The sequence below is a fragment of the Acinetobacter sp. I-MWF genome (genome assembly GCF_025433935.1).
Taxonomy (GTDB): domain Bacteria; phylum Pseudomonadota; class Gammaproteobacteria; order Pseudomonadales; family Moraxellaceae; genus Acinetobacter; species Acinetobacter guillouiae.
This window is the reverse complement of record NZ_JAMBAR010000001.1, coordinates 2,824,346-2,851,266: the sequence shown is the minus strand read 5'-3', so window position 1 is coordinate 2,851,266 and position 26,921 is coordinate 2,824,346. Positions and strand designations below refer to the sequence as shown.

Sequence of the window (26,921 nt, the reverse complement as noted above, 5' to 3'; positions counted from 1 at the left end):
CAACTACCAATAATATTTTAAAGATTTTGCCCATGTGGTATTTGGATAGTCACGTTTAATTTGTGCGTACCATTGTTTGCGTGTGGATTTTGTGGCCTCTTTTCCACCACAGACATTTATACTACTCGGCGAATAACACATAACAGCGCGATAAAGCGCATAAGCTTGTAATTCACTTTTAGAATTCGATTTAATAATTTCTTTATAGACCTCACCACGACTAAAAGCTTCACCTGTAAAGGCATTTTTCGGCTGGCTAAAACTTGGACCATAGTAATAGTCACCATAAAAACTTTCTAAAGCAGTGCCTTGATTACGCATATATTCGCCTAGGCATAAACGATAAGTTAAATTTTTTGGATTTTTTTCTAAGCCAGCTGTTAAGGTACTTAATTTAGGGCATTTGAGCGTTGGTGTAATTTCATGACCATTCCAAACAAAAACTTCGAAGTGGGGTTCTGACTTATAAGCTTTAATTTTGCTGTTGTATGCTTTGTATTCTGAGGCATCTTGAGGTAACCATGTGGTATAGGCTTTATTGAATACCGCATAGTTTTGACTCATTAAGCTTTTATCTAATAATGTATATAAAGCCAGATTCTTTTTATCAGCTGAACTGTCTTTGGCAGTAATGATACTTTCTAAAGCTTTGACATCGGCAATTTGAGTAATGAATGCTTTCTGTAAGGTGGCTTGTTTGATTTTTGAATGATTTCCTAAAAAGGCATTTTGGTTATTGGTGTTTTTATAGTGAATCGCTAGGGCGACTTCTGCCAAAGCTTTTTGATAAGGATTAGCAGAAATTGCGAGTAAATGATCCCAATATTGTTCAACCAGATTTTTATCGCTACTTTTTTCAAGAATGACCCCTTTAAGCGTATATTGGCTGAGTTCTAAATAATTTTGAATGGAATTGGGTTTTTGTTTCGGTAAATAATTTAACGCATCTTGCGGTTTTTTCTGAATAAAATATAAATGAACGGCTTGTAAATAACGGAACAACTCAGCTTGCTCCTTAAATACAGGTTTTTGTGCATTTAACTCGGACCAGCTAATTGGCCGGTACTGCGTAGAATCACTCTGACGCATATACATCAGATCATAGATGGCTAAAAAGAAAGGATCGTTGAGTGTTTTTGCGTTGAAGTTTTCTAAACCAAATACCTTGCGATCTATTTCGGCCGCCAATGTGGACATATCGAGATTGTAATAATCTGATCTGGGGTGATCCATCTGCCAAATCATCTCTTTGACTAGCGCATCTTGTTGATTAGCAATCCAGTAGCCTCGGCGTAAAAAGCCTCTAGCACTGGCTACGTATTGACCTTTAGGGTAAAGCTTAAAATAATCAGTAATGCGATTAAAAAAAGTTTTAAGAAGCGCTTGATCAACTTTTTGAGTATCTAAATCACCATAAGTTCCTAATGACTGGCTATACAACTCATTTAATGATGTGCGGATGAGCATGTATTGAGCGGTTTCTTTTAACCAAGGGTCATCAACTTGGCTTAGAGCTGTAAATATTTTAGTTGCTGACGAATAGTTAGCTTTGTAAAATAAAATGATCCCATTTAAATAAGAAGCATACTGTTGAGCGGACTGCGTCCATTGCGCATTGACCTGAATCAGTGGAATAGTTTGTTGACAATCTTTAATCTGATTTCGTTGTTCTAACAAGCTGCTTTTTTCGTCTTGAGATATTTTCTTGTGATTTGAAACTTGTTGAAGAAAAACTTCAGCACCAGATTTGAGCGTTATACAGCGCTCATCATAGACGTGATCATTTGCATCATAAAAAGCACGTTTGTTTGGAATTTTATTTTCAGATGCTTGAGTTAATTCGGTAGGGTAAAAAGGGACTAAGCCACTAGACGTATCCCATAAACTCATTTTATCAACTTCAAATACTTTGATACTTGCTAAACCTTTGTCACTTAGCAGTAGCATCATGTTGGTTCTATTGTCATTGGCTGGATAGAGTATGGGGAGATTTAATATACGATATTGATTGTTGTTTAGGTCAAAAGTTGGTGATGCGATTTCTTCTGCAGCGCCAGCAAAGCTAGAAGTAGGGTGAACTACCAAAGGTAAACCGACAAGAAAGACATATTGCAGTGTTTTATTTTTAAAAAGCATAAAGTGCCTATCGTTATAATAAAATTTTTAATATTTTAATTTTATTTATGCAGATAAAAAAAAGATAGAGAGAACTCTATCTTTTTTTAAAACAGTGGCAAATGAGGTGCAGGGGAGACATAACTAAAACTAAAGCTCACACTGAGCGCTGTAATTAGAATGACGGAATACAAAAAATATTTTTTTGCCCAGACCTGATCATTTTCAGCTTTAAATCCAATAATCGACAAATATACCCAATAGGCACATAAAGCATTAAAGGTAATAAGGAAGAAAATGTTGGTATAGCCAAAACAATACAATCCGTTTAAAACTGCAGCAAACAGAATAACGTAAATTAAACTTTCAACTTTCGTGCGAAAAATTGAACGGGCTACAGGTAAAATTGGAATATTTGCATTTTTATAATCATCAAATCGATAGATTGCAATTCCCCAAGAATGTGGCATTTGCCAGAGTGCATAAGCTAAAAAAATCAGCAAAGCGGCAACATCAAATCCGTTGGAAACAGCAGTATATCCAATTACAGGAGGGCTTGCGCCAGAAATACTTCCAATCACAGTTTGGTGAATGGTAGTACGTTTACTCCAAAGACTATAAAAAATCACATACACAACAAAGCCGAGTACAGCAAAGCCAAATGCGTAGGCGTTGACAAAAAACCACAACAAAGCAAAGCCAATTAAACCGAGCACAGCAGAAAAAATTAAAGCAACTGTTGGGCTGATGGTTTTTTTGACGAGCGCACGATTCATTGTACGTTGCATTTTTTGGTCAATGTCTTGGTCAATGACATTATTCACCACACAGCCAGAAGCAACGACAAGCGTAGTACCGAGTAATGTGATGAGAAGTAAAAGGAAATCTACAGAACCTTGAGCGGCTAAGAAAAAGCCGCCCAAAGTGGTAACGAAGTTACCAAAGAGAATTCCTGGCTTAGTCAGGAATAGATATTTTTTCAACATGACACCCTAGAGCATCATGTTTGAATGTAAGTAGTTCATGATCCATACAGAACCAATTAATAGTACTGCAATCGTCAGAATCGTATAGATGAATGCAATCACATTCCAGCGTTGTTCAGAAGATGAATTCATGTGCAAGAAGAAAACTAATTGTACAAGAACCTGAGCAATCGCAGTGATCGCAATCGTTGCAACAACTGCACCACCAGTCATTCCTTTCATCACCATCCCGAAAGGGATGATGGTCAATACAACTGAAAGAATGAAGCCGATAGAGTATTGTTTGATGTTTCCGTGCGAAGCACCAGCAGCATTATGATCATGACTCATTATAAAGCTCCCAGTAAATAAACTACGCTGAATACACAGATCCAAACGATGTCAAGGAAGTGCCAGAACAAACTTAGGCAAGCAAGACGACGTGTATTTGGAACAGTCAAACCATTTTTCTTGATTTGAACCATTAATACGATCATCCAGACCAAACCAGATGTTACGTGGATACCGTGCGTACCTACAAGGGTAAAGAACGCAGACAAAAACGCACTGTGGCTAGGACCATGACCAGCGTGAACTAAATGATTAAACTCATAAAGTTCCATACCGATGAATGTTGCACCAAAGAGCCAAGTGATAATTAACCACATAAGCACTTGGTTGACATTTTTCTTGTAAGAAGCAAGTACCGCAAAACCGAAAGTCACAGAAGAAATCAAGAGAGCAAAGGTTTCAACAAGTACGAAACCTAAAGACTCACCAAATAACTCTTTTGGACTTGGAGTACCAGGCGGAATATGACTGCTTAATACAGCGAACGCGATGAAGAGTGTACCGAATAAAATCAAGTCACTCATCAAGTATGTCCAGAAACCAAAGACGGTGATGTCTGTATCATCGTGATGATGATGTTCATCGTGTCCGTGGTTGTCGTGATGAAGTACTTCAGCCATATCCTTAGTCCTTCTTCAAGTGTTTTTCAAGTAAAGCATAACGCTCGTTTTCGATACGTTCTACTTCAGCAGCTGGTACGTAGTAGTCCACTTTTTTAGTGAATGAACTTACGATGAAGCTGATAACAGCACCAAGGAAAGTTGCAACGACTAACCACCAGATATGCCAGATTAAAGCGAAGCCCATTGCTGTAATGAACAAGGCAATAACAAAACCAGCAGCACGGTCAGTTGGCATATGAATATCTTCATATTTCTCAGGACGTGCATACGCTACACCATTCTCTTTGTCATTCCAGAAAGTATCAATACCATTGATTTTTGGAATTTCAGCAAAGTTATAGAACGGAGCAGGGGATGAAGTAGACCATTCAAGTACACGACCATCCCATGGATCGCCTGTGTTGTCCATGTTGTCGTGACGTTGTAAGAAACCAACAATAACTTGCATTAAGAAACAAGCAATACCGATTGCTACAAGCACAGCACCAAACAAAGCAATTGCTAAGTATGGGTCCCATTCAGGGTTATCATATGTATTCAAACGACGTGTCATACCCATGAAACCAAGGATATAAAGTGGCATGAATGCAAAATAGAAACCAAAGAACCAGAACCAGAACGATGCTTTACCCCAAGTTTCATTTAACTTCCAACCAAACATTTTTGGCCAGTAGAAAGTGATACCTGCGAACATACCAAATACAACACCACCAATAATTACGTTATGGAAGTGAGCGATCAAGAATAAAGAGTTGTGTACCAAGAAGTCCGCTGGTGGAACAGCCATCAATACACCCGTTAAACCACCGATACCGAAAGTCACAAGGAAGCCAAGTGTCCAGTACATTGGTGATGTAAAGGTAATACGACCCTTATACATAGTGAATAACCATGAGAAGATTTTCACACCAGTAGGAATCGCAATAATCATGGTCATGATACCGAAGAACGCGTTAACGTTGGCACCAGCACCCATGGTAAAGAAGTGGTGTAACCATACCACGAAAGCAAGTACTGTAATCGCAATCGTTGCATACACCATAGACTTGTAACCGAACAACGTTTTACGAGAGAACGTTGAAACGATTTCAGAGTAAAGACCAAAAGCAGGTAATACTAAGATATATACTTCTGGGTGACCCCATGTCCAAATCAAGTTCACATAAAGCATTGGGCTACCGCCAAGCTCATTGGTGAAGAAGTGGAAACCGAAGTAACGGTCAAGCGTTAACATTGCAATTGTTGCAGTCAATACTGGGAAAGATGCAATGATCAATACTGCTGTACAAAGTGCAGTCCAAGTAAAGATCGGCATGTCCATAAGTTTCATACCAGGCGCACGCATTTTGATGATGGTAACAAAGAAGTTAACACCCGTTAAAAGCGTACCTAGACCAGAAACCTGGAGTGCCCAGATATAGTAGTCAACACCAACACCAGGAGAATATTGAATGCCAGAAAGAGGTGGATAAGCCATCCAACCTGTTGCAGCAAACTCACCTAATACTAGTGAAACCATCATCAAACCAGCAGCACCAGCAAATAACCAGAAGCTCACAGAGTTTAATAATGGGAATGCAACGTCACGCGCACCAATTTGAAGTGGTACAGTGATGTTCATCATACCAACAACAAGACCCATTGCTACGAAGAAGATCATGATTACACCATGTGCGGTGAAGATCTGATCGTAATGGTCTGGATGTAAGTAACCTTCACCGCCACCTTTTGCAAGGAACAGTTGAAGACGCATCATGATTGCATCTGCGAAGCCACGAAGTAGCATCACAACAGACACAAGGATATACATAATACCAATTTTTTTATGGTCTACAGATTTAAACCATACATTCCAGAGGTAACCCCATTTTTTGAAATAGGTGATACCGCCGAAAACTGCAATTGCACCAAGAGCCATAATGACCATTGTTACAAGTACAATCGGCTCTTTAGGGATTGCATCCCAATTGAGTTTACCTAATAACAAAGACATGTCTTATTCCCCTACAGAAGCAGTTGCATGTTCAGCACCTGCATGTTCAGCGCCTGCATGGTCTGCACCATGGTAGTTGCTCATGTAAGTGTTGATAATGCTTTTGAACAAGTCAGGCGTAACTGAAGAATAATAAGTCACAGGATGAGGCTTAGTAGGGAATGGACCTTTACGTTCAGCTTCGTGTGCAGCTTTAAGTTCTTCTGGAGTATGCGCATTGTTCAGCATTGCTTCAATTTGGTGTTTAGAACGATCACCATCTTTGAGCGTAGCAAATTCAGTCGCATCAAGCGTGGTTTTTTGGATCGCTTCAGGATTAATTGAAGTACCTTTACCTGCTTTAATAGCGTCTACCCAAGTGTTGAAGTCAGCATCTGAAACAGCATGAGCTCTGAAACGCATTTGCGTAAAGCCATAGCCGCTATAGTTTGCTGAGAATCCACGGTAGCCATCTGCTGGACTTGGATGTTCTGCAAGCATATGTAACTTAGTTTGCATACCTGCCATTGCATAAACCTGACCTGCTAACTTAGGAATGAAGAACGAGTTCATTGTAAAGTTAGAAGTGATTTGAAATTCAATTGGTTTATTGACTGGGAAACGAACTTCGTTAATTGTAGCTATTTGTTGTTCAGGATAGATAAATACCCATTTAAACTGTTCAGCGACTGCTTGAATTTTTAAATGTTCTTCCATCTGACCTTGAGTATTCGTTAATGGTCTATAAGGGTCATATTTGTGTGAACCCCACCATGTTAAATACGCAAGAATAGCAATAATAATACATGGGATACCCCATACTACAATTTCAATCGCAGTAGAGTGTGCCCATGTAGGTTTATAGTCTGCATCTTTATTTGACGCGCGATATTTCCAACCAAACCACAATGCCATCAAGATCGAAGGAATTACGACCAATAGCATTAAGTAGATCGCAGTCATCATCAGGCTACTTTGACCTTCAGCGACTGGACCTTTAGAGTTTAGAAGTACTATATCACCACCACACCCAGTTAAGAGTGCGGCGATCGCAGATAAAGACAATACAGCTAAAGTCGTTTGTCTCATTTTACAACCTCGGTGAAGAGTCCCATTCCCTATATAAATATGGGATAGCGATTAAAGTGCCGCATGATTGAAAATGACTATTATTTCTAAATAGAAAACATTCTCAATGATCTGACACCGCTACGTTGTAGGGCATTATGCCTCATATCGTCAAACTTAGCTATACATAGAGGTTGAATATATTGATGTAAAAATACCTGATATTTTTAGTCGGAATTATAAGGAAAACAAAAACATAAATTATTATTTTGTGCTTGGCGAGCGATAAAAAATGGCGGTATAACCGCCATTTGAATTATTCTGAAAGATCAATAACTTTGGTTTTAGAAATACGATCATGTAATGCATAATTCTCTTTAGAGAAAAACATGAACAAATCAACAATGAAAATGATGGCAATCAGAGGTAATACGCTCATAACTTGAGACAGGATAAGAAATAAAAATGAACGAACAAAAAATCCTCTTAGTGACCCTGGCAATTGATTGGTATTGACATCAACAATCTGCAGTTTGAATATTTTTTTACCAATAGATTGCCCAAATTTAGTAATCATAAAGCATTGAGTGATCAAGAGAATAAGTACAAAGACCATCAGAGCAATATTCAGATAGGCTGGCATACTTTGACTGATCATTTCAGCAATTTTAACTTGGTTGTCTACTGAAAAACCATCTGAAGCAACTTTGATTGCATCTTCAGGCATAAAATAAGCAATAGCGATGAATTGGGGTAAAAACAAAAGGGCGAAATCGATAAGTTTGGCTGAGATTCGTTTGCCTACAGGTGCCGCTTTAATGATTTTTTTTGTACTTTTTTCAATTTTTATATTGGTGATAGCAGGATTTTGTTGACGATCAATTTGTTCGTTGTTTGATGACGTTGGTGTGACATAACCAATAGGCTCATAAACAAGTTTACCTTGTGTAAGTTCACCAAGCGCTTTCCATTCCGTTAATCCTTGATGCCAAGCTAAATCTGTTAAAAGTACTTGCTGGCTTGCAAGCATTTGATTCAGTTGTTCAATTGAATACGGACCAGCTTGTTGGTTATTTCTCGCCAAGTAAATTTGCATAAAACTCAATTCTCAAAATAAATCTAAAAGTACAAAATTGGTAGATGAAAATGAACATAACCGCAACTTTGTTCACCTACTTTTTTAAACCACTATGTATACTAGATTTTTGAATGTATTAACATTAAATTTACACGAAATCTTAAAATATCAAGAAAAATTAACCTATTTAGCAGCAGAGGAGTGGCCCTGAAACTTGGTTTAACATTCAAACACAGATGTGAAAACTGAATACACCAACGATATATCGAATATTTGCATCTACGTTAAAAACTACCAATCTTAAATCTGATATTTCATAGAATATTAAAATCAAAGTTTAAAAAATATACATAAAAAAGACCCTGCTAGAGGGTCTTTTTAAGCAGCTTTGATTAAGATTGTTTAATCTTTTCTTCAGCAAGGAAGAACCAAGTATCTAAAACTGAGTCTGGGTTTAATGAAACAGATTCAATACCTTGTTCCATTAACCATTTTGCAAGATCAGGGTGATCAGAAGGACCTTGACCACAGATACCTACATATTTACCCGCTTTACGGCAAGCATGAATTGCCATAGAAAGTAATGCTTTTACTGCTGGATCACGTTCGTCAAACAAGTGAGAAACGATACCAGAGTCACGGTCTAAACCAAGTGTTAGCTGAGTTAAGTCATTTGAACCGATAGAGAAACCATCGAAGTGTTCAAGGAATTGTTCAGCAAGTAATGCGTTTGTAGGTAACTCGCACATCATGATCACTTTAAGACCGTTTTCACCACGTCTAAGACCGTTCTGAGCTAATAACTCAATAACACGTTTCGCTTCAGATACTGTACGTACAAAAGGAATCATGATTTGAATATTGGTTAAACCCATTTCATCACGTGCTTTTTTCAATGCACGGCATTCGAGTTCAAAGCAGTCACGGAAGTTATCAGATACATAACGGCTCGCACCACGAAAACCAAGCATTGGGTTTTCTTCTTCAGGCTCGTAAAGCTTACCACCAATCAAGTTCGCATATTCATTCGACTTAAAGTCAGACATACGAACAATTACTGGTTTGTCAGCAAATGCAGCTGCAAGGGTGGAAATACCTTCAACCAATTTTTCAACATAGAATTCAATCGGTGATGCATAACCTGCGGTACGTGCCAGAACTGCCGCACGTGTTTCGCGTGGTAGGCTGTCAATGTTTAACAAAGCTTTTGGATGCACACCAATCATACGGTTGATGATGAATTCTAAACGTGCAAGACCAATCCCTTCGTTTGGAATTTGAGCAAAGTCAAATGCACGGTCAGGGTTACCTACGTTCATCATAATTTTGAACGGAAGTTTAGGCATAGATTCGATCGAGTTACGTTGAATTTCGAAATCTAGCGCACCTTCATAAATAAAGCCTGTATCACCTTCAGCACAAGAAACAGTGACTTCTTGACCATCAACAAGCACTTCTGTTGCATTACCACAACCTACGATGGCAGGAACACCAAGTTCACGGGCAATAATTGCCGCATGACAAGTACGACCACCACGGTTAGTTACAATTGCAGCCGCACGTTTCATCACTGGTTCCCAATCTGGGTCAGTCATGTCAGATACAAGAACATCACCTTCTTGTACTTTGTCCATTTCTTTAATTGAGGTAACGATACGAACTTTACCAGAACCAATACGTTGACCAATTGAACGACCTTCACAAAGAACTGTACCTTTTTGTTTAAGGAGGTAACGTTCCATTGTGCCGACATTCTCACGGCTTTTTACTGTTTCAGGGCGTGCTTGAACGATATAGATTTGACCATCATCACCGTCTTTTGCCCATTCGATATCCATCGGTGCTTGATAATGTTCTTCAATGATCAGGGCTTGTTTAGCAAGTTCTTGAAGCTCTAAATCATTTAAAGCAAATTGTTGACGATCTGTTTTTTCAACATCAACAACCACAACAGATTTACCCGCAGCACCTTCTTCACCATAAATCATTTTTTGGTGTTTAGAACCAAGATTACGGCGAATAACGGCATGTTTGCCATTTCTTAGAAGTGGCTTAGAAACATAGAATTCGTCAGGGTTTACTGCACCTTGTACAACCATTTCCCCTAAACCGTAAGAAGCAGTAATAAATACTGCTTCACGGAAACCAGACTCTGTATCAAGTGTAAACATTACACCTGCAGCACCCGTTTCAGAGCGAACCATACGCTGAATACCAGCAGAAAGCGCAACAATATCATGTGCAAAATTTTGGTGTACACGGTAAGCAATGGCACGGTCATTATAAAGTGAAGCAAAAACTTCTTTAATTGCGATAAGAACGTTGTCGATCCCACGAATGTTTAAGAAAGTTTCTTGTTGACCCGCAAATGAAGCATCTGGTAAGTCTTCAGCAGTTGCAGAAGAACGTACCGCAACAGCGATGTCAGGATTACCGTTAGAAAGGGCAGCAAATGCTTCGCGAACTTCAGTCTCTAGACCTGTAGTAAGTGGAGTTTCTACAATCCATTGACGGATTTTTGCACCAGTTTCTGCCAGTGCGATTACATCATCAACATTTAATGCTGCAAGTTCTGCATTGATTTTAGCATTTAGGCCACTTTGCTCTAGGAATTCGCGATATGCATCAGCAGTCGTTGCAAATCCACCTGGAACCGATACACCAGCATTTGCTAAATGACTGATCATTTCCCCAAGTGAAGAGTTTTTACCACCCACGATCTCAACGTCGTGTTTACCTAGTTTTTCCAGACCGATTACGCGTGCTTCCAAAGTTGTTACTCCACTTATGCAGTATTAATCACTATCTTGGCATGAAATTATAACAAAAAACTTAGCATTTTGATTCAACTAAGTGATAGTCATGTAAGATGGGCTTACTATAAAGATTATACATCGCTAAGACAAATGTTTGAGGAGATTTTTAATGTCAGAAAGTAACCAAATAAAGCGGAGCGTATTTTTTATTTCTGATGGTACAGCGATTACGGCTGAAACCCTTGGGCATTCATTATTAGCGCAATTTCCTCATGTAAAGTTTGATATCCATATTATTCCCTATATTACCTCTGAAGAAGCTGCAATGAATGTAGTCGAAGAAATCAATAAAAGGGCGGATAAAGATGGTCAACAACCTTTGGTATTCGATACTTTGGTTGACCCTTATGTTCGTGACATTATTAACACTGCAAATGCCGTAAATCTTGATGTTTTTGAAGGGCTTATTAGTAAGTTGTCGGACGTTTTAGGTACACCGCCTACAACTTTAGTCGGACAAACCCATGCTGTGACGGATTCTGAGTCGTATAAAGCACGTATTGATGCTGTTCATTTTGCTTTGGATAACGATGATGGGGCACGTACCCGCCATTATGACAAAGCAGATTTAATCCTGATCGGCGTATCGCGTTCTGGTAAAACTCCAACTTCAATTTATTTATCTTTGCAGTTTGGTATTCGAGTTGCAAACTACCCATTGACCGAAGAAGATTTAGACGATAACCGTTTACCTGCGGTACTGAAAGAACATAAAAATAAACTATTTGGTTTGATGATTGATGCTGAACGTCTCGTTGCCATTCGTTCTGAACGTAAAGCCAATAGTCGCTATGCGAGCTTTTCACAGTGTCAGATGGAGCTGCGTGCTGTTGAAGGGATCTATATTTCTGAAGGGATTAAATATTTAAATGTTTCAGAGATGTCGATTGAAGAAATTTCAACACGCGTTTTACAAATGACAGGTTTAAAACGTCGTATTGGATAATCCATCATTATATTTTTTGACGTGTGTTGTGGTGTAACAGCAGTATTGAGCTGAATCAAGATTTGGCTCTTTTTCTTTTATGTTTATTATTTTTTATAGTGTGATTTGTTATATGAATAAGATATTAAAAGTGAGTTCATTTTTCATACTTGTAAGTGGACAAAGTATATTTGCACAACAAAGCAATGCTGAATCATTGAGCAAATTTGAAAATGGGTTGGTTGAAAAATATTATCAAAAAACCTGTTCAGGACGTGCTGAATGTGATCAGTACAATGAAAAAATTTCCAGCGAAATTGAAAATAAAATTAAAAATGATTCATTGAGTTTTGCATATTCGTTTGCAAAACTCACTGAAAAAAATATGCTGGATATCCATTATAGCCCTGATCGAAAAATCAAATTTTATACAATGGACGTTTCTGCTGGGGGAACGATGAGAGAGCCATATAGTTTAATTCAGGTGAAGCGAAGCAGTGGATTGGCGTCCCAAGAGTTAGCGCAAGTGGGATTTATTGATAAAATTGCGCAAGTCAAAATTAAAAATCAGGACGTTTATTTAGTCACCAGTCTATTTATTAATAGTACTTGTTCAAGGGGCTATCGCATTCACTCCTTTGTATTGAACAACGGCAAATTTGTCGCGCACCCCATTTTTGAAACCAAGACTCAAAAACTTGATTCAATTGGTGTTGAAAATGATTGTCAGGAATGGGAGCGTTCTGCTGAAGATTTTATCCGTATCTCAAAAGACTTAAAAAATATCGATATATTGGTGGTGAATGCTTCAGGAAAATTGACCAATAACTATTTACGTTATCAAAAAGCTCCACAGGGTTATCGTTACAGTGGTGTGGTCAAATAATTAAATAAAAGAGGCGTAAAGGCCTCTTTTATTCAAACCTTTTCAAGCTATTATTCGTAAGTGGTAATAATCACATCCACTAAATGTTCAATTCCTTCCATACTTTGTACTGCATTTTCAGTAATTTTAACGACTGGCCAAGTGATTAATTTACAGTTTTTACGTTGTAACGCTGTATAGTAGGTATCTGATTTTAAAAATACTTTACTCTTTAACGCAGAGTTTGGCATCAACTGACGTTTTAACCATTGTTCCTGAACTTGCGACTCTAGATAACGAATCGCCAACATTGATTTAACACGATGATTAAACAAACGACGATTTTTGATAATCAAAGGGTGCGAAATTAACTTTTGAACCCCTTTTTCAGTTTGCGGTAAAATAAAAGCGGGTGTGATTTGAAACACTTTTACAAATTCAGCACTGTTTAAAACGTGGCCAAGATGGGTGACTGTAAGTTGATTTGCACCAATAATTGCCACGTTTAAACCGCTAAAATCGGTGAGTTTAATCTCAGTAGATGTAATAATTTTACCTTTATAATGCTTAAAAAATTCCGGCTGATTTTGAAAAAAACCTTCATTTTGACTCTTTTTCCTATCGAGCATATTATTTCCTTTTTATACTAATTGGTCGCAGTGGGTTCTGACGTTAATTGATATATCCAACTTGGGACTTTAGGTAAAGACTTTTCAGGAATCTTGTCAGTCACGCTAACCATGGCATCAATCGGGATATGGAACCATTTTTTATTGCGATCTACTACATTTTTGCCATGAAATTGAATGATTTGGAACCATGGGTTACGGCGTCCTTCCGCTGTTCTTCCGCCAATTTTCGAAAATTTATTCATTGCTGCATATAATTTTTCTTCAGGAAGCCCGAGCTTAATGACGTTGTCACGCATTTTATTAATCAATGGTAGGTAGGCTAAAATACCCAGCATCAAACGTGGGTCGATTACTCGTGCAGCCATTTGGGCAAGCTCAATAACGCTTTTATTGATCCCTTGTGCTTCCATTACACTAAAACCCACACCTAAATGCCGTGCCTCATCACCATTAATCAGTTCAAAGGCTTGGTGGCAAACAGGATCATCTACAGTATCCAATAAAAAGGTACATAAAGCGCCATCCAAAGCCACTTCAAGCATGGGAATCACTGCACCTAAAATATAAAAAGGCATTTCATCGGCATAGGTATCTAGCCATTCAATAATTAAGCGTAAATTTTTATTTGGTTTAGGGATATCACCATCTAACATTCCCCAACGTTTCATGAGCGCCATTTCTGCATTGGCATGGCGTTGTTCTTCGGCATGGAAGATGGCGTACATCTCCCGTAAAGTTGCTGTTGGCGCTTTTTTTGACATTGCCGAAAATGCACGGGCACCTACATGCTCAATCCACATCAGATCTGCCATAAAGTCTTTAAGTTTTGGCCATTGTTCAGCTGTAACCAGCTCTCGACCTGGTGCATCCCAATCAATATCGGATAAAGTCCATTGTGTATTTTTGACTTTATCTAACATTTTTTCTAAGTCAATTGAGGCCATAGCAAATCTATCAAAAATAAGGATTTCATTGCATTTTATTTAATATTTCTGTGAATTAATTGGCAAAGATATTCATTGTGGAATGATGAAAAATATCAACCCAGTAATGGTTTGATTTTGAATGTGAAAATTTAGCTAAGTGATTGAGATAAAAAGAAAGACTTGTCATAAAAGGACAAGTCTTATCATTTTGAGCAATAGATTGTTTAACAATTAAAATTTATCTTCTGGTGTTTCAAGTTCTTTAACTTCAACTTGTTGAACAGCGTGGGGCTGAGGCAATTCAGACTGTGAATTCGTTCTGAGATATTCCAAGTCTCGAATATTCTTTTGTACAGCAACAGCACCGAAGAGGCTAAGTAAAAAAGCCATGATATAAAAACCTTTCTCACTGAGTGCCATGGTCGCATTCCATAAACCTAATGCGAGCAGAACGATACAGATCACCACTGAAGCCCAGCACAGTCCATAATAAATTGCTGTGACTGGCTGCCCTTCAAGTTTATCCCGAACAACTTTTTGTAGTGAAACAGCAGAAAATAGACCATATAGGATCAGGATTAAATAATAGCCTTTTTCGTTTAATAGAATTTGTGCATTGAATAAACCGACACAGTAGGCAGCCGCACCAGCAAGCAAAGCCACCCAACTGACTGCAATAAAAGCAGGGGTGGGCTTATTGATATATTGGTTCATTGTTGTTCCTTATTACTATTTTACTGATTTTTATATGTTCTATTATGCTGATTTGAAATGAGATGGCAAATCTTTTCAATTTATGAGAGCTAATTCAAATAGTGTTTAAGTGTAGAAAGTAATAAATAGTATTTTAAATCAATTAGATACCTAGGTTATAAGACAGTTAAATCAAAAAAAGCCAAAATGAAATTTGTCATTTCATTTTGGTAAAGAGGAAAACATGATTAATTTGTATTATTTTTTTAAATCCATCAATAAACTAAAGTTGTCTAGGCGCTTCTGTGTATCATAAATATCGCAAGTGAAAATAAATTCATCTACTTGATATTTTTCTAAAAGTTGCTTTAAACCGTTCTTCACAGTGTCTGGTGAGCCAATTTGCGCCATACCTAAGAAATTTTGTACTGACATTTTCTCTGATGCAGACCATCGGCCTTCCATTGTTGCTACAGGTGGTTTTAGTTTTAAACTTTGTCCTGTCAGTAATGCAAGAATACGTTGATACACACTTGTGGCTAGATACTCCGCTTCCTCATCGGTTTCGGCGACCACAGTAGGAACCCCCATAGATACAAATGGTTTGTCTAAATAGTCGGATGGTTCAAAATTGTCACGATAGAGCTGAATGGCTTGACCTAACATTCTCGGTGCAAAATGTGAGGCAAATGAATAAGGAAGTCCTAATTTAGCCGCCAGTTGTGCGCTAAAAAGGCTCGATCCTAAAAGCCATACAGGCACATGCGTACCTTGCCCAGGTGTTGCTTTAATTCTTTGCTGAGGCACTGCGTCGGCGAAATAGCTTAAAATTTCTAAAACATCTTGTGGAAATTGCTCTTCTGTTTCTTGACGACCACGTCTTAATGCACGCATGGTGGTTGGATCTGTTCCGGGCGCACGACCTAAGCCGAGTTCAATACGATTAGGATAGAGGGTTGCCAAGGTACCAAACTGTTCAGCAACCACTAAAGGTGCATGGTTGGGTAACATAATCCCTCCCGAGCCCACTTTAATATTTTTTGTATTGGCTAAGATGTAACCCAGCAATACAGCAGTTGCGGAGCTGGCGATACCGTCCATATTATGATGTTCAGCTAACCAAAGGCGATCAAAGCCCAACAGTTCAGCATGCTGAGCAAGTTGCAATGCGTGCTTAAGTGAAAACTCAACTGTTTGATCTTCTCGAACAGGTGCGAGTTCTAGGATAGAGAACTTCGTATTCTTTAATGCGGTATCTGTTAAAGACGACATTTTTAAACTCGAAAATAATATATATCGAAATAATACGATATAAGTGTGCAAATGTATATCGAAAAGTGTCGATATTTGGTGGTTTTGATGTTGATTTTATTGTCCAAAAACAAATTAAGCACCCGAAGGTGCTTGATTTAAATGATTGGATATTAATTTTGGACTGAAATTAATTTTTCCAGTTATTCCAATGATTCTTGTTTTTGTAGTGACCATAATGATTGCCATTGTCTTTACGATAGCCACGGTCATTGTAGCGATAATCAACATTACGGTAACCGCCACGATCATATCGATCATTATAACGTCCATAACGGTTGTCATAGCGGTCGTCATAACGACGGTCGTTACTGACTTTTTGACCTAATGCCGAACCACCTGCAGCACCAAGACCTGCGCCAATATAGCCACCAGTTGAAGTACCCGTAACATTACGACCTACGGTATAACCACCAGCACTACCTAAAGCACCGCCAATGATCGCACCATTACGGTCACGTTTATTCGATGAAGCGCCTGCGCCAACACCACCACCGATTGCAGAACCAATCATAGCGCCTGTTGAACCACCCATTTGTTGGCCAATCGCAGCACCTACCACACCACCAAGAGCAGATGTTAATGCTGTATTGGTTGAGTTGCCTGCATGTGCAGTCGTCATCATTGTTGCTGCAATTACAGTTGCACCAAGGATTGCTTGTAATTTCATTTTAAACTCCTGATCGAAGCTTCTTCGAATTCTTTAACTTGAGGCTAGAATAACGAAACATTTAGCAATAATTATGGATTTGAATGTAAGCAATTTCTGTGTTTTGTGTGTGGATTGTATATTTGGCTGATTAATTTATTCATGATTAGTTTGTATTGAGCTTATGAGGGCAATATTGTTGTCGTAACAATCATGATGATATTTTAATATTAAAATATCTGTTGAGATGCAGCTCTACCAATATATAGCTAGAACATATAGTCAACCTGCTAAAAAACTTATATACAAGAATATAATTTCTCTTAATTAGCATTTTTAATTAAATCAATTGTATGGAAAAATAAATTGTTTAATGATAAAAAGCTTGCAATGCCACACCTTACATTCAAAATTTAAATACCTCCACCCAACATGGCGACATCGATGTCGCCCCACAGTAGGTTAACCATCTAGGATTCACAAATACAAAAACTTATTCATAGCCAAAACTTCTCGATTTCATACAAAAAACATTAGCTTCATTGATGATCAATGACTGGATGAAAATCATTTGTATAAATAATTAGGGGGTTTGACTATAAAGAAACGTGATATTGATATGTGAATAAATATGAAGAATCGCTCGGGCTAAAGACAAATGATAGAAACTGAACGCTTAATTTTAAAACCATTTATAGAAAAAGATTTATTGGAAATCTCTGCTTTATTTCAGGATGAAGATTTTATGGCTTTTTCTCCCAATGGGGTTTTAACGACTGAGTCTGCCATAGGGCGATTTTGGGAGATTGAGAAACATTATAAGGAATATGGCTATGCAAAAATGGCGATTTACTTAAAAGCAACTCAGCAAATTATTGGATATTGTGGTTTTGAAAAATGCGTATTGAATGGTAATCAAACCGTTGAATTAGGATTTCGTTTGCTAAAACAAGAAAGGCGAAAGGGCTATATAAACGAAGCTGCAATCAAATTATGTGAAGATATTCAAGCTAGAGGTTTTCAATCGGTCATCGCGTTTTCTGAATTAAATAATGCTGCTGCACATCAACTTTTGCTTAAACTTGGATTTATACAAAGATATACTTCTCATTTTTTTAACATGCAGGTGATTTTTTTTGAAAAAAAATTTGAATAAAAAGGAGAAGAGTAATGTGAAAAATAAAAAAGCACCCGAAGGTGCTTGATATCGTTCAAGGATCAATTAGTGATGACGACGGTGTTTTTTGTAGTACTTTTTATTGTACTTACGTTGATCTGCATGGCGGTCTTGAGAAACTTTTTTACCGAGAACCGAACCACCCGCCGCACCTGCAGCAGCACCAATATAACCGCCTGTGGTACCACCCATATTTTTACCTACGGTATAGCCACCAACACCACCTAAACCACCACCGATTGCAGCCGCAGTACGGTCTTTTCTATTGGTTGATGCTGCAGCACCACCTGCACCGCCTACTGCTGAACCAATCATTGCGCCCGTGTTACCACCGATTTGTTTACCTACAGCAGTACCAACGACACTACCTAGAGCAGAAGTTGCTGCAATACGTGTTGAGTTATCAGCATGAGCACTTACTGTAAATATTGAAGTTACTGCCAATACAGTACTAAATATGATCGTATTAAATTTCATGTGTTGCTCCATGTCCTTATCTGGACAGTTCTATCTCTATTCGATGTGGCAAATGTAACAAAAATTTTTCCAAAAAATGTGGAGAGGGATCTGAAAATTGATAGCGTTTGGTATCTGAATGTATGTTTTCTATTAAAAGTGATTTTAAAACACCCATATTAGTCAACAAATAGCATGAATAATGGAGAATAAAAGCATCTAATCAAAAATCATGCGGATCATCTTGCTATAAATTCTACAGCTTATCTTGATGGCGCTTATATAAATGTGTCATTTAAATGGCAGAATCGGTAAACTAGGCACAATTTTAGAATTTTCTTACCAATTTTAAATGGGCTGTTATAAAGCTCAATGTTTTTTGGTAAGGCTTAGCTTGAGAATGTATTTAAAATGAAAGAATCGTTACGTTTACGATTAGACCAACTTTGTGATCGACATGAAGAGTTAGAAGCATTATTGGCAGATGTTGAAGTCATTTCAGACAATAAGCGTTTTCGTAATTTGTCGCGTGAGCATAATGATTTATCAGAAATTACCGATGTTTGGAAAAAGTACAAGCAAGCTGAAGAAGATATTGAAACAGCAGAAGCAATGTTAACAGATCCAGATTTTAAGGATATGGCTGTTGAGGAAATCAAAGAGAACAAAGCTTTAATTGAACAACTTGAAGCTGAGTTGAATATTCTCATGATTCCTAAAGACCCAAATGATGCCAACTCGGCATATTTGGAAATCCGAGCTGGTACCGGTGGCGATGAAGCTGCGATTTTCTCAGGTGACTTATTCCGTATGTATAGTAAATACGCTGAAACTCAAAACTGGCGTATTGAGATCTTATCTGAAAATGAAGGTGAGCATGGCGGATATAAAGAGATTATCTGTCTAGTGAATGGTGAAGGTGTTTACGGTCGCTTGAAGTTTGAAAGCGGGGCGCATCGTGTACAACGTGTTCCAGCCACTGAGTCACAAGGTCGTGTACATACTTCGGCATGTACTGTGGCAATTCTTCCAGAAGTTGATGTAGACACCACAGTAGAGATTAATGCTGCGGATCTACGTATTGATACTTACCGTGCTTCTGGTGCGGGTGGTCAGCACATTAACAAAACTGATTCTGCTGTACGTATTACCCATCTTCCAACAGGTACTGTTGTGGAATGTCAGGATGAACGTTCACAGCATAAAAACAAAGCAAAAGCGATGGCGTTACTGGCTTCACGTTTAGAGAATGCGAAACGTGCTGCAGCCGATGCAGCAACATCTGAAATGCGCCGTGATTTGGTAGGTTCAGGCGATCGTTCGGAACGTATCCGCACATATAACTATCCACAAGGTCGTATGACAGATCACCGTATTAATTTAACTTTATATAAGTTAGATGCAGTAATGGAAGGTGATTTGACTGAGCTACTTGACAGCTTACATCGCGAATATCAAGCAGATCAGTTAGCGATGCTTGCACAACAAAATGGTGGTTAATGAATATTGCACAGGCTTTGGCCTTACGTGGAGAAGCTGAAAGTTATGAGCGTCAAGAAAATGCTTGGTTACTTGAGCATATTTTAAAAATCGATGCTTTTGATTTGTCACTTAAATCTACGCAAGAATTAACTGCTGAGCAAGAACAGCAATATGTTGAGGGTCTAGCGCGGATTGCTGCGGGTGAACCCTTGGCTTATGTAACTGGCTCACAACCATTTTGGACTTTGGATTTAACCGTTACCAGAGACACTTTAGTCCCTCGTCCAGATACTGAGGTATTGGTTGAAACGGTTTTAAATCTTGATTTGCCTGAAGATACTCGTATGGTTGATTTAGGTACGGGTACAGGTGCGATCGCATTATCGCTGGCAAGTGAGCGTCCAAATTGGTCTATTATTGCCACAGATATTTATGAGCCGACTTTAGAAGTTGCTTTACATAATGCTGAAAAGCATGACTTAGGGCAGGTGAAGTTTTTTCTAGGAAGTTGGTTTAAAGCTTTGAATCGTCAATTTTTTGATGTGATAGTTTCTAATCCACCTTATATTGATGCTGATGATGAGCATATGCCGCATCTTGCTTCTGAGCCTGAACGAGCTTTAGTTGCTGAGCAGCATGGTTTAGCGGATATTGAACATATTATTCAGCAAGGTAAAAAATGGTTGGCGACTCAAGGTTGGATCGTACTTGAGCATGGTTATGATCAAGCTGAAGCGGTACAAAACATTTTTAAAGGTGCTGGTTTTAAACAAGTCAGAACCGTGAAAGACTATGGCGGTAATGATCGTGTCACACTAGGTCAGTGGCCAAATTAGTTTTGCATTGCTATATCTAAAAAGACTTTGTTGGATGGCGGTGGTTGCTTATCCAACAAAGTCTTTTTTATTGGCGAATAAAAAGTATTAAAAGAATTCGCTGTATTTTAAAGCTAAGGGGGGAAATATAGCCTTTAGAAAAACCAGCTAAGTCAAATTACTTTTCACCAATTGAATCGGCTCTAAGAGTTTTTCACCCAAAGAGCTGTGCATTTCTCTTTCAATTAAACGAGTAATTGAATCTAAAGGTAAATCATTTTCTTGTAGGCCAAATGGTTCTTCAAGCTGAGCACTCAAAGCATCTAGTCCCAAAAATAAATAAGCAATTAAACTGACGATGACGGGTGTCCAAATCCCTAAACTTGCTTCTAAACTAAACGGCAAAATTAAACAAAAGCAATATACTGTGCGATGTAATAAGACTGAATAAGAATAAGGCAATGGGGTGGTTAGAATGCGATCACAGCCAGCCTGAATATTACCCATAGCAACAATATGATGATTTAAACCTTGATAGATAATGTCAGAAATTTCACCTGATTTAAGTGATTGCACTAAAGATTTTTGGATTTCCTCTAAAACAAATTGTGCAGCATTAATGTGGTTTGCCAGTTGGCTAAAGCTTAATTCATCTAAATCAACTTTATTTTTATAAAATTCAATGGACTGATTTTGATTGCGTAAACGATTTCTTAATAAACGGGTAAATAGCATCACACGATACATTAAAACTTTACGCTGGTTTTCTTGTAAAACATGTGTGTCACGAGAAAGATGGCGTGAGGTTGCAATCAAGGCACCCCAGAGTTTACGACCCTCCCACCAACGATCATAACATGCAGTATTTCTAAAGCTTAAGAAGATAGAAAGGATAATCCCGAACACGGTAAACCCAATTGCAGGTACAGCAGGAATTGTAAAATAGTGATGTGATGATAGGTAAACCAGAACTGTCGAGATCAGCACAACAAAAGTTAATGCGGGTAAGACTTTGGGAAGAATGGTGCCGTGCCAAGCAAAGAGTAGTGCGAAGCTGTTACTTTTATCACGAATGATCATACTGTCTACCTAACTATTACTGCGACAGTGTTTCATAGAGAAAAGCAGAAATGCAAGTTGCAAATAAGCAATTTAAAAAATACGGCTGATTAAAAGCCGTATTTTGAACGGTTTATGTTCTCCAACGTAAAAACCAGTTTTCAATCAATTTCATTAGACTGTCTGTGAGTTTGCCGAGGACAGCCAGTAAGATAATCGCAATAATCACAATATCGGGCCGTGAGGTTTCTCGACCATCACTGAGCAGATAACCGATACCTTGTGTCGCTGCAATCAGTTCTGCTGCAATCATAAACATCCACGCTAGGCTTAAACTGTTTCTGAGTCCAACGAGAATTCCAGGAGATGCAGCAGGCAGAACAATTTGAAAGATACTTTGTAGATAGGTCAGACGGTATACTTTTGCCACTTCTAACAACTTTGAATCAACACCATGTATGGCAGATACGCTATTGGTATAGGTGGGAAAGAATGCACCAATCGCGATTAAGGTAATTTTTGAGGCTTCATCAATGCCTAACCACAAAAGCAATAACGGAATCCAAGCAAGACTTGGAATAGATTTGATCGCTGAAAATGTAGGTTCTAAAAATTCTTCAATGTGTTTGTTTAAACCCACTGCAATTGCAAAAATGAGCCCCAATAGGCTACCAATAAAAAAACCTAAAAAAACACGCCAAGTACTGGTATAGATATGGTTCAATAAATCACCTGCGGCAAGCTGCTTGAATGAGTCAACTAAGCTACTTGGGGCAGGGAGCAGATAAGACTCAATCCATCCAAAACGAACTAAATACTCGCATAATAAAATGAGCAGCAACGGAAGTATAATTCCTTTTACCCATTTTAAAACATTGGCCTTAAAGGCAGGTTTGTTTAAACTCGCCTGCGCTATACGTACATTTGATTCGCTTTGCGTCGATTGGGTATGTGTAGACTTTGTCATTACTTCTCAGCAACCTTGCCAATGACCTTTTGTGCATATTTGCTGTCAAATAGTTGATCTACAACTTGATTTACATTAGTGCCTTTTCGAACCAGTTCCTCTTCAGTCAAAATAGTGCCTGCTTTCTTTAGCGCATTAAGCTGTTTCGCGGTTGGAATGTTTTGATCTAGATTAGTTCGACTCAATTGCAACTTCGCCACTTCAAGTGGCAATTTTGCTTCACGTGCTAATAATTGTGCAAGTTTATCAGGATTGGCTTTTGCCCATTTACGTGCTTGTTCATAAGCTTTAATTACAGCCTCAACTGCTTCTGGGCTTTGGGTACTAAATTGATCTTTTACACTTAACACGCTGTAACTATTAAAAGCGATATTGCGATAGAGCAGTTTTGCACCTGATTGTAATTGTGCAGATGCCATCAGTGGATCAAGACCAGCCCAAGCATCTACCTGACCACGTTCTAAAGCTGTTTTCCCATCTGGATGTTGTAGATGTACCAATTGCACATCGCGTTTATTTAAGCCGACGGTTTCAAGTGCTTGAAGCGTAAATAAGAATGGATCTGTACCTTTGGTTGCAGCAATTTTTTTCCCTTTGAGGTCTTTTAAGGATTTGATTGCTGAGTTTTTAGCAACGACTAATGCAGTCCATTCTGGCTGGCTTTGGATATAAACCGTTTTAATCGGACTGCCATTGGCACGACTTAATACTGCTGCTAAACCCGCGGTAGAGGCGAAATCGATACTGCCACTGTTTAAATATTCAAGTGAACGGTTACTGCCTTGGCTAAACACCCATTTGACCTCTGTTTTGGGTAAGGCTTTTTCTAACAGCTTTTGTTCTTTAACCACTAAACTTGTTGGGGCGTAATAGGCATAGTCTAATTTCAATGTTGTTGGGATGGCTGCAAAAGAAGACATTGCGGTTAAGCTTAAGGCTAAGGTGGAAACTAAGCGCGTCATTTTTTTGCTAAAAACGTTCATACATACCCCATAAAATTCAAAGAGAAACACAGAGCTAGATATGTATATTTTTTAGGGTGAAAGTACAAAAAAGAAAAACAGATATTCACTTCTTAAAATATGAAATGTAAAAAAATATTATTTTAACTGTTTGAATTGATTTATGTTTTTAAAGTATGCATATTTGCTTGTTGAATAGATGATTATTGAAATGAGTTATAAAAAAATATTCTAATTAAATTTTAGTCATTAGACATAAAAAAATGCCTCTATACAGAGGCATTTTTGGATTGGGCAAATTAAACTGGATAATCTTCCAGACTGTCTGCAATTTCAACTTGGTCTAATGCATTGGTTTCAAGTGCCAGACAAAGCGCAACAATTTTTGCAGTATCAGCAATGTTTTCTTTTTTCATTGCTAAGCCTGATTGAATTGCATCTAATCGCTCTTGGTGAATATCAAGCGCTTGTGCGACTTCTGCAGCATCATTGGTTTTGAAAAAATCATTCATGGCATGTTCAAAGTCATGATCTGAAGCTTTTAAAATACCTTCGATAAGCTCATCTAAATGTTCAGTTTGAGCAGAAAGGGAATGGATAAAGTTTTGAACTAGATTTTGCTCTAGTACATCAATCATCTTAATCATGTTAGTGACCTAAAAGTGATTAAAGGGGAGGAGGGTACCACAGGGAATAAGCAGAAAACCTGCTTTAAATTGGGTAATAAATATACCATTATTGATTGATTTGCAACCTTATTCAGATAAGCTGTAAATATCGAGCTTGCATTTATATTGATATGTTTTTTATTATAATTTTGATTTTAAATAAATTTCCCTAAAGACTGAGATTTTGTTTAACGATGTTATCAAGGTTGTTTGGGTTCTCTATAAGCACCTGGACTTACCCCAGTCCACTTTTTAAATGCGCGATGAAATGCACTGGCATCCTGAAAGTTCAACAGCTCACTGATGTCTTGTAAGGTATGTGAGGTTTTACCAAGCAGTTCAATCGCCATATCTCGCCGTATATCATTTTTGAGTTGTTGGTAACTGCTGCCTTCATTTTTTAAACGGCGTTGTATAGTGGCTTCTGAAATATTGAGCTGTGCTGATAGTTCACCGAGTTCTAACCATTCAGCAGGAGCAATAGAAAGTAATTGCTTACGAATCATTGAACTTAAAGCCAAAGGATTCTTAAATCTTAATAGTAGATTTTCAGGGGTATTTTTAATAAAACCATACCAAGACTTTTGATCGCGTTTGATTTGAATGTTTAAGTAGTTTGCATCGAATTGCAGATAATTCTCATCTGCTTGGTAAGTAATATTTTCACAGAATCGAACGCGATAATCGCTGTCATCTTCAGGAGGCGTGCATTTTAATTGTAATTGATTGAGTAAAATTCTTTGATCTACTAACCAACAGATCAAACTGTGAATCAACATAATATAAGTGGCATAGCAGAACATACGCTTAGTTTGTAATTTATCTGTAATGACAATGTATGCATAATTTTCATCAATAATCAGTTTGCTGGTGAAGTCATCCAAGACAAAATTAAAATATTGCAAAATTTGTTCAATCGCTGTCTGTAGGGTATCCGCTTGCATGACCATTTTAGACAATAATTTATAACAACCGCGTCGCATCTGATGCGAGTCCATGCCAAAGAACTCATCATTCATATGGTCTGCTATTTTAGTCCAAAGTTTTGCATAAGCTGAAACAGCAATACGTGATTTGGTTGCATGAAATATTTCCAGCGGTATCTCTGCATCATGCAAAATCTGCTGTATATCATACCCCTTGTCTTGGGCACTGCTCAGCGCCTCATGTACCAGTGCAATTGAAATTGTGCCTTTGCTTTCACTGAATTGTTGATTGTTCACAGTGTATTCCATTATCTTGTGAGACGTGTTTTGTGACTAAAGTTTTCCAAAAAGATGTTTAAATTGTCCAAATACATCATACAGGATGCAACTTTTGGAAATTGTACTCAAGCTTGACTATGTTTACTCTGCATCTTAAGTCGAAAGTGGGTTTAATTCATCATTTAAACTGCTCAATTCAAACAATGAACTAGGAAAATAAAATGAAAATTGAAGGAAAAGTTTTTGTTGTGACTGGTGGTGCATCTGGATTAGGTGCAGCGACAGCCACACATTTGATTGGTCAAGGTGCGAAAGTGATCATGGTGGATATGAATCACCAGCTTGGCGAAGAAATGCAGAAGCGCTTAGGTGAAAAATCCAAATTTGTTCAACTTGATGTGACCGATGAAGTTGCTGTTGAACAATTCTTTAAAAATGTGGAGCAGGATTATGCTCAATTAAATGGCTTAATTAATTGTGCAGGGATTGGTCCATCTGCCAAAGTACTAGGTAAAAATGGCATCCATGCTTTAGACGCATTTCAAAAAGTATTGAATATTAATGTCGCAGGAACATTTAACATGCTGCGTTTTGCCGCAGATGTCATTTCTCGTTATGCGTTACCAGCAGGTGAAGAAGATCGTGGTGTGATTATTAACACTGCTTCAGTGGCTGCGTTTGATGGCCAAATTGGTCAATCCGCTTATGCTGCATCTAAAGGTGCTGTTGTTGCAATGACATTACCTTTGGCGCGAGAACTTGCGCAACATGCCATCCGTGTGATGACCATTGCACCAGGGATTATGGAAACCCCGATGTTGAAATCATTACCACAAAATGTTCAAGATGCGTTGGGTGAAATGGTGCCTTTTCCTAAACGCCTTGCGAAGCCTGAAGAGTTTGCACAGCTTGTTGGTCATATTTGTGAAAATAGCTATTTAAATGGTGAAACAATTCGATTAGACGGCGCAATCCGTATGCAGCCAAAGTAATCTGGTCTAATCCGTCTGCTTATTTCTAACTTTGCTTTAACGTAAGCAATAGCAAACTTTTAAAAAATTGAATACTGCCTGACATGATCTAAACCATCATGTTAGGCAGACTTTAGCCTAAATTTATATAAACAACGAGATTTTGATTG

Annotated in this window: 25 protein-coding genes; 6 read left to right on the top strand and 19 right to left on the bottom strand. The window is 38.1% G+C overall.

Going from position 1 to position 26,921, the window contains the following annotated elements:
• Positions 1-3 precede the first annotated feature (3 nt).
• The 8 genes from M2R48_RS13240 to ppsA form a co-directional block, all read right to left on the bottom strand.
• Positions 4-2,136, bottom strand: a complete 2,133-nt coding sequence (locus M2R48_RS13240) for a hypothetical protein (protein WP_262086405.1) — start codon at positions 2,134-2,136, stop codon at positions 4-6.
• A gap of 86 nt (positions 2,137-2,222) precedes the next feature.
• Positions 2,223-3,101, bottom strand: a complete 879-nt coding sequence (gene cyoE, locus M2R48_RS13235; RefSeq protein ID WP_004719345.1) for a heme o synthase — start codon at positions 3,099-3,101, stop codon at positions 2,223-2,225.
• Between the two features lie 6 nt (positions 3,102-3,107).
• Positions 3,108-3,434: a cytochrome o ubiquinol oxidase subunit IV gene (cyoD, locus tag M2R48_RS13230; protein WP_171066910.1), complete on the bottom strand. Its 327-nt coding sequence runs from the start codon at positions 3,432-3,434 to the stop codon at positions 3,108-3,110.
• Entirely contained in the window at positions 3,431-4,051 is a 621-nt protein-coding gene (gene cyoC / locus M2R48_RS13225; RefSeq protein ID WP_056512630.1) for a cytochrome o ubiquinol oxidase subunit III, read from the bottom strand. Before cyoC ends, cyoD begins: the two co-directional genes overlap by 4 nt.
• A 4-nt stretch (positions 4,052-4,055) precedes the next feature.
• Positions 4,056-6,047, bottom strand: coding sequence for a cytochrome o ubiquinol oxidase subunit I (gene cyoB, locus M2R48_RS13220; protein ID WP_004719352.1), 1,992 nt, complete (start codon positions 6,045-6,047; stop codon positions 4,056-4,058).
• A gap of 3 nt (positions 6,048-6,050) precedes the next feature.
• The gene (cyoA, locus tag M2R48_RS13215; protein WP_004822435.1) at positions 6,051-7,115 is read right to left on the bottom strand and encodes a ubiquinol oxidase subunit II; all 1,065 of its coding nucleotides are present in this window, start codon (positions 7,113-7,115) and stop codon (positions 6,051-6,053) included.
• Positions 7,116-7,410: 295 nt separating this feature from the next.
• On the bottom strand, positions 7,411-8,190 hold the full coding sequence (locus M2R48_RS13210; protein WP_034613420.1) for an RDD family protein: 780 nt from the start codon (positions 8,188-8,190) through the stop codon (positions 7,411-7,413).
• Between the two features lie 374 nt (positions 8,191-8,564).
• Positions 8,565-10,943 carry a phosphoenolpyruvate synthase gene (ppsA, locus tag M2R48_RS13205; RefSeq protein ID WP_004719359.1) on the bottom strand — a complete coding sequence of 793 codons (2,379 nt, stop codon included), beginning with the start codon at positions 10,941-10,943 and terminating at the stop codon, positions 8,565-8,567.
• Positions 10,944-11,097: 154 nt separating this feature from the next.
• On the opposite strand from ppsA, the gene M2R48_RS13200 reads away from it, so the two are divergent.
• Both M2R48_RS13200 and M2R48_RS13195 read left to right on the top strand, forming a co-directional pair.
• Positions 11,098-11,934, top strand: a complete 837-nt coding sequence (locus M2R48_RS13200) for a pyruvate, water dikinase regulatory protein (protein WP_004719361.1) — start codon at positions 11,098-11,100, stop codon at positions 11,932-11,934.
• A gap of 112 nt (positions 11,935-12,046) precedes the next feature.
• A complete protein-coding gene (locus tag M2R48_RS13195) occupies positions 12,047-12,799 on the top strand; it encodes a hypothetical protein (protein ID WP_262086404.1) in 753 nt (250 codons plus the stop codon).
• Between the two features lie 50 nt (positions 12,800-12,849).
• Here M2R48_RS13195 and M2R48_RS13190 read toward each other — a convergent pair whose 3' ends face one another.
• The 5 genes from M2R48_RS13190 to M2R48_RS13170 all read right to left on the bottom strand — a co-directional run bounded on the left by M2R48_RS13190 (position 12,850) and on the right by M2R48_RS13170 (position 17,010).
• A complete protein-coding gene (locus M2R48_RS13190; RefSeq protein ID WP_262086403.1) occupies positions 12,850-13,407 on the bottom strand; it encodes a flavoprotein in 558 nt (185 codons plus the stop codon).
• A 17-nt stretch (positions 13,408-13,424) separates the two neighbouring features.
• Positions 13,425-14,354, bottom strand: a complete 930-nt coding sequence (locus M2R48_RS13185) for a hypothetical protein (RefSeq protein WP_004822426.1) — start codon at positions 14,352-14,354, stop codon at positions 13,425-13,427.
• A 213-nt stretch (positions 14,355-14,567) separates the two neighbouring features.
• A complete protein-coding gene (yiaA, locus tag M2R48_RS13180) occupies positions 14,568-15,050 on the bottom strand; it encodes an inner membrane protein YiaA (protein WP_262086402.1) in 483 nt (160 codons plus the stop codon).
• Positions 15,051-15,287: 237 nt separating this feature from the next.
• Positions 15,288-16,301, bottom strand: a complete 1,014-nt coding sequence (locus M2R48_RS13175) for an LLM class flavin-dependent oxidoreductase (protein ID WP_262086401.1) — start codon at positions 16,299-16,301, stop codon at positions 15,288-15,290.
• Between the two features lie 169 nt (positions 16,302-16,470).
• Positions 16,471-17,010 (bottom strand): glycine zipper domain-containing protein, encoded by a 540-nt coding sequence (locus M2R48_RS13170; protein ID WP_209828544.1) that lies wholly within the window; start codon positions 17,008-17,010, stop codon positions 16,471-16,473.
• Positions 17,011-17,647: 637 nt separating this feature from the next.
• Between M2R48_RS13170 and M2R48_RS13165 the strand changes: the two genes are divergently transcribed.
• Positions 17,648-18,145: a GNAT family N-acetyltransferase gene (locus M2R48_RS13165; RefSeq protein ID WP_262086400.1), complete on the top strand. Its 498-nt coding sequence runs from the start codon at positions 17,648-17,650 to the stop codon at positions 18,143-18,145.
• Between the two features lie 66 nt (positions 18,146-18,211).
• On the opposite strand, the gene M2R48_RS13160 is transcribed toward M2R48_RS13165, so the two are convergent.
• Positions 18,212-18,643, bottom strand: a complete 432-nt coding sequence (locus M2R48_RS13160) for a hypothetical protein (RefSeq protein ID WP_004822418.1) — start codon at positions 18,641-18,643, stop codon at positions 18,212-18,214.
• Between the two features lie 390 nt (positions 18,644-19,033).
• On the opposite strand from M2R48_RS13160, the gene prfA reads away from it, so the two are divergent.
• Together prfA and prmC are read left to right on the top strand one after the other, a co-directional pair.
• Positions 19,034-20,122 carry a peptide chain release factor 1 gene (gene prfA / locus M2R48_RS13155; RefSeq protein ID WP_004719378.1) on the top strand — a complete coding sequence of 363 codons (1,089 nt, stop codon included), beginning with the start codon at positions 19,034-19,036 and terminating at the stop codon, positions 20,120-20,122.
• Positions 20,122-20,940 carry a peptide chain release factor N(5)-glutamine methyltransferase gene (prmC, locus tag M2R48_RS13150; RefSeq protein WP_262086399.1) on the top strand — a complete coding sequence of 273 codons (819 nt, stop codon included), beginning with the start codon at positions 20,122-20,124 and terminating at the stop codon, positions 20,938-20,940. The genes prfA and prmC overlap by 1 nt, the downstream gene beginning before the upstream one ends.
• 147 nt (positions 20,941-21,087) lie before the next feature.
• Here the strand turns inward: prmC and M2R48_RS13145 are convergent, their stop codons facing one another.
• From M2R48_RS13145 to M2R48_RS13125, 5 genes are all read right to left on the bottom strand, one after another.
• Entirely contained in the window at positions 21,088-21,999 is a 912-nt protein-coding gene (locus M2R48_RS13145) for a bestrophin family protein (protein WP_004822414.1), read from the bottom strand.
• A gap of 112 nt (positions 22,000-22,111) precedes the next feature.
• On the bottom strand, positions 22,112-22,945 hold the full coding sequence (locus M2R48_RS13140; RefSeq protein ID WP_262086398.1) for an ABC transporter permease: 834 nt from the start codon (positions 22,943-22,945) through the stop codon (positions 22,112-22,114).
• A complete protein-coding gene (locus M2R48_RS13135) occupies positions 22,945-23,928 on the bottom strand; it encodes an aliphatic sulfonate ABC transporter substrate-binding protein (RefSeq protein ID WP_262086397.1) in 984 nt (327 codons plus the stop codon). The genes M2R48_RS13140 and M2R48_RS13135 overlap by 1 nt, the downstream gene beginning before the upstream one ends.
• Before the next feature lie 278 nt (positions 23,929-24,206).
• The gene (locus M2R48_RS13130; RefSeq protein ID WP_004719389.1) at positions 24,207-24,554 is read right to left on the bottom strand and encodes a hypothetical protein; all 348 of its coding nucleotides are present in this window, start codon (positions 24,552-24,554) and stop codon (positions 24,207-24,209) included.
• A 221-nt stretch (positions 24,555-24,775) separates the two neighbouring features.
• Positions 24,776-25,810, bottom strand: coding sequence for an AraC family transcriptional regulator (locus M2R48_RS13125; RefSeq protein WP_262086396.1), 1,035 nt, complete (start codon positions 25,808-25,810; stop codon positions 24,776-24,778).
• Positions 25,811-26,001: 191 nt separating this feature from the next.
• On the opposite strand from M2R48_RS13125, the gene M2R48_RS13120 reads away from it, so the two are divergent.
• Positions 26,002-26,772: a 3-hydroxyacyl-CoA dehydrogenase gene (locus tag M2R48_RS13120; protein WP_004719394.1), complete on the top strand. Its 771-nt coding sequence runs from the start codon at positions 26,002-26,004 to the stop codon at positions 26,770-26,772.
• Positions 26,773-26,921: the final 149 nt, after the last annotated feature.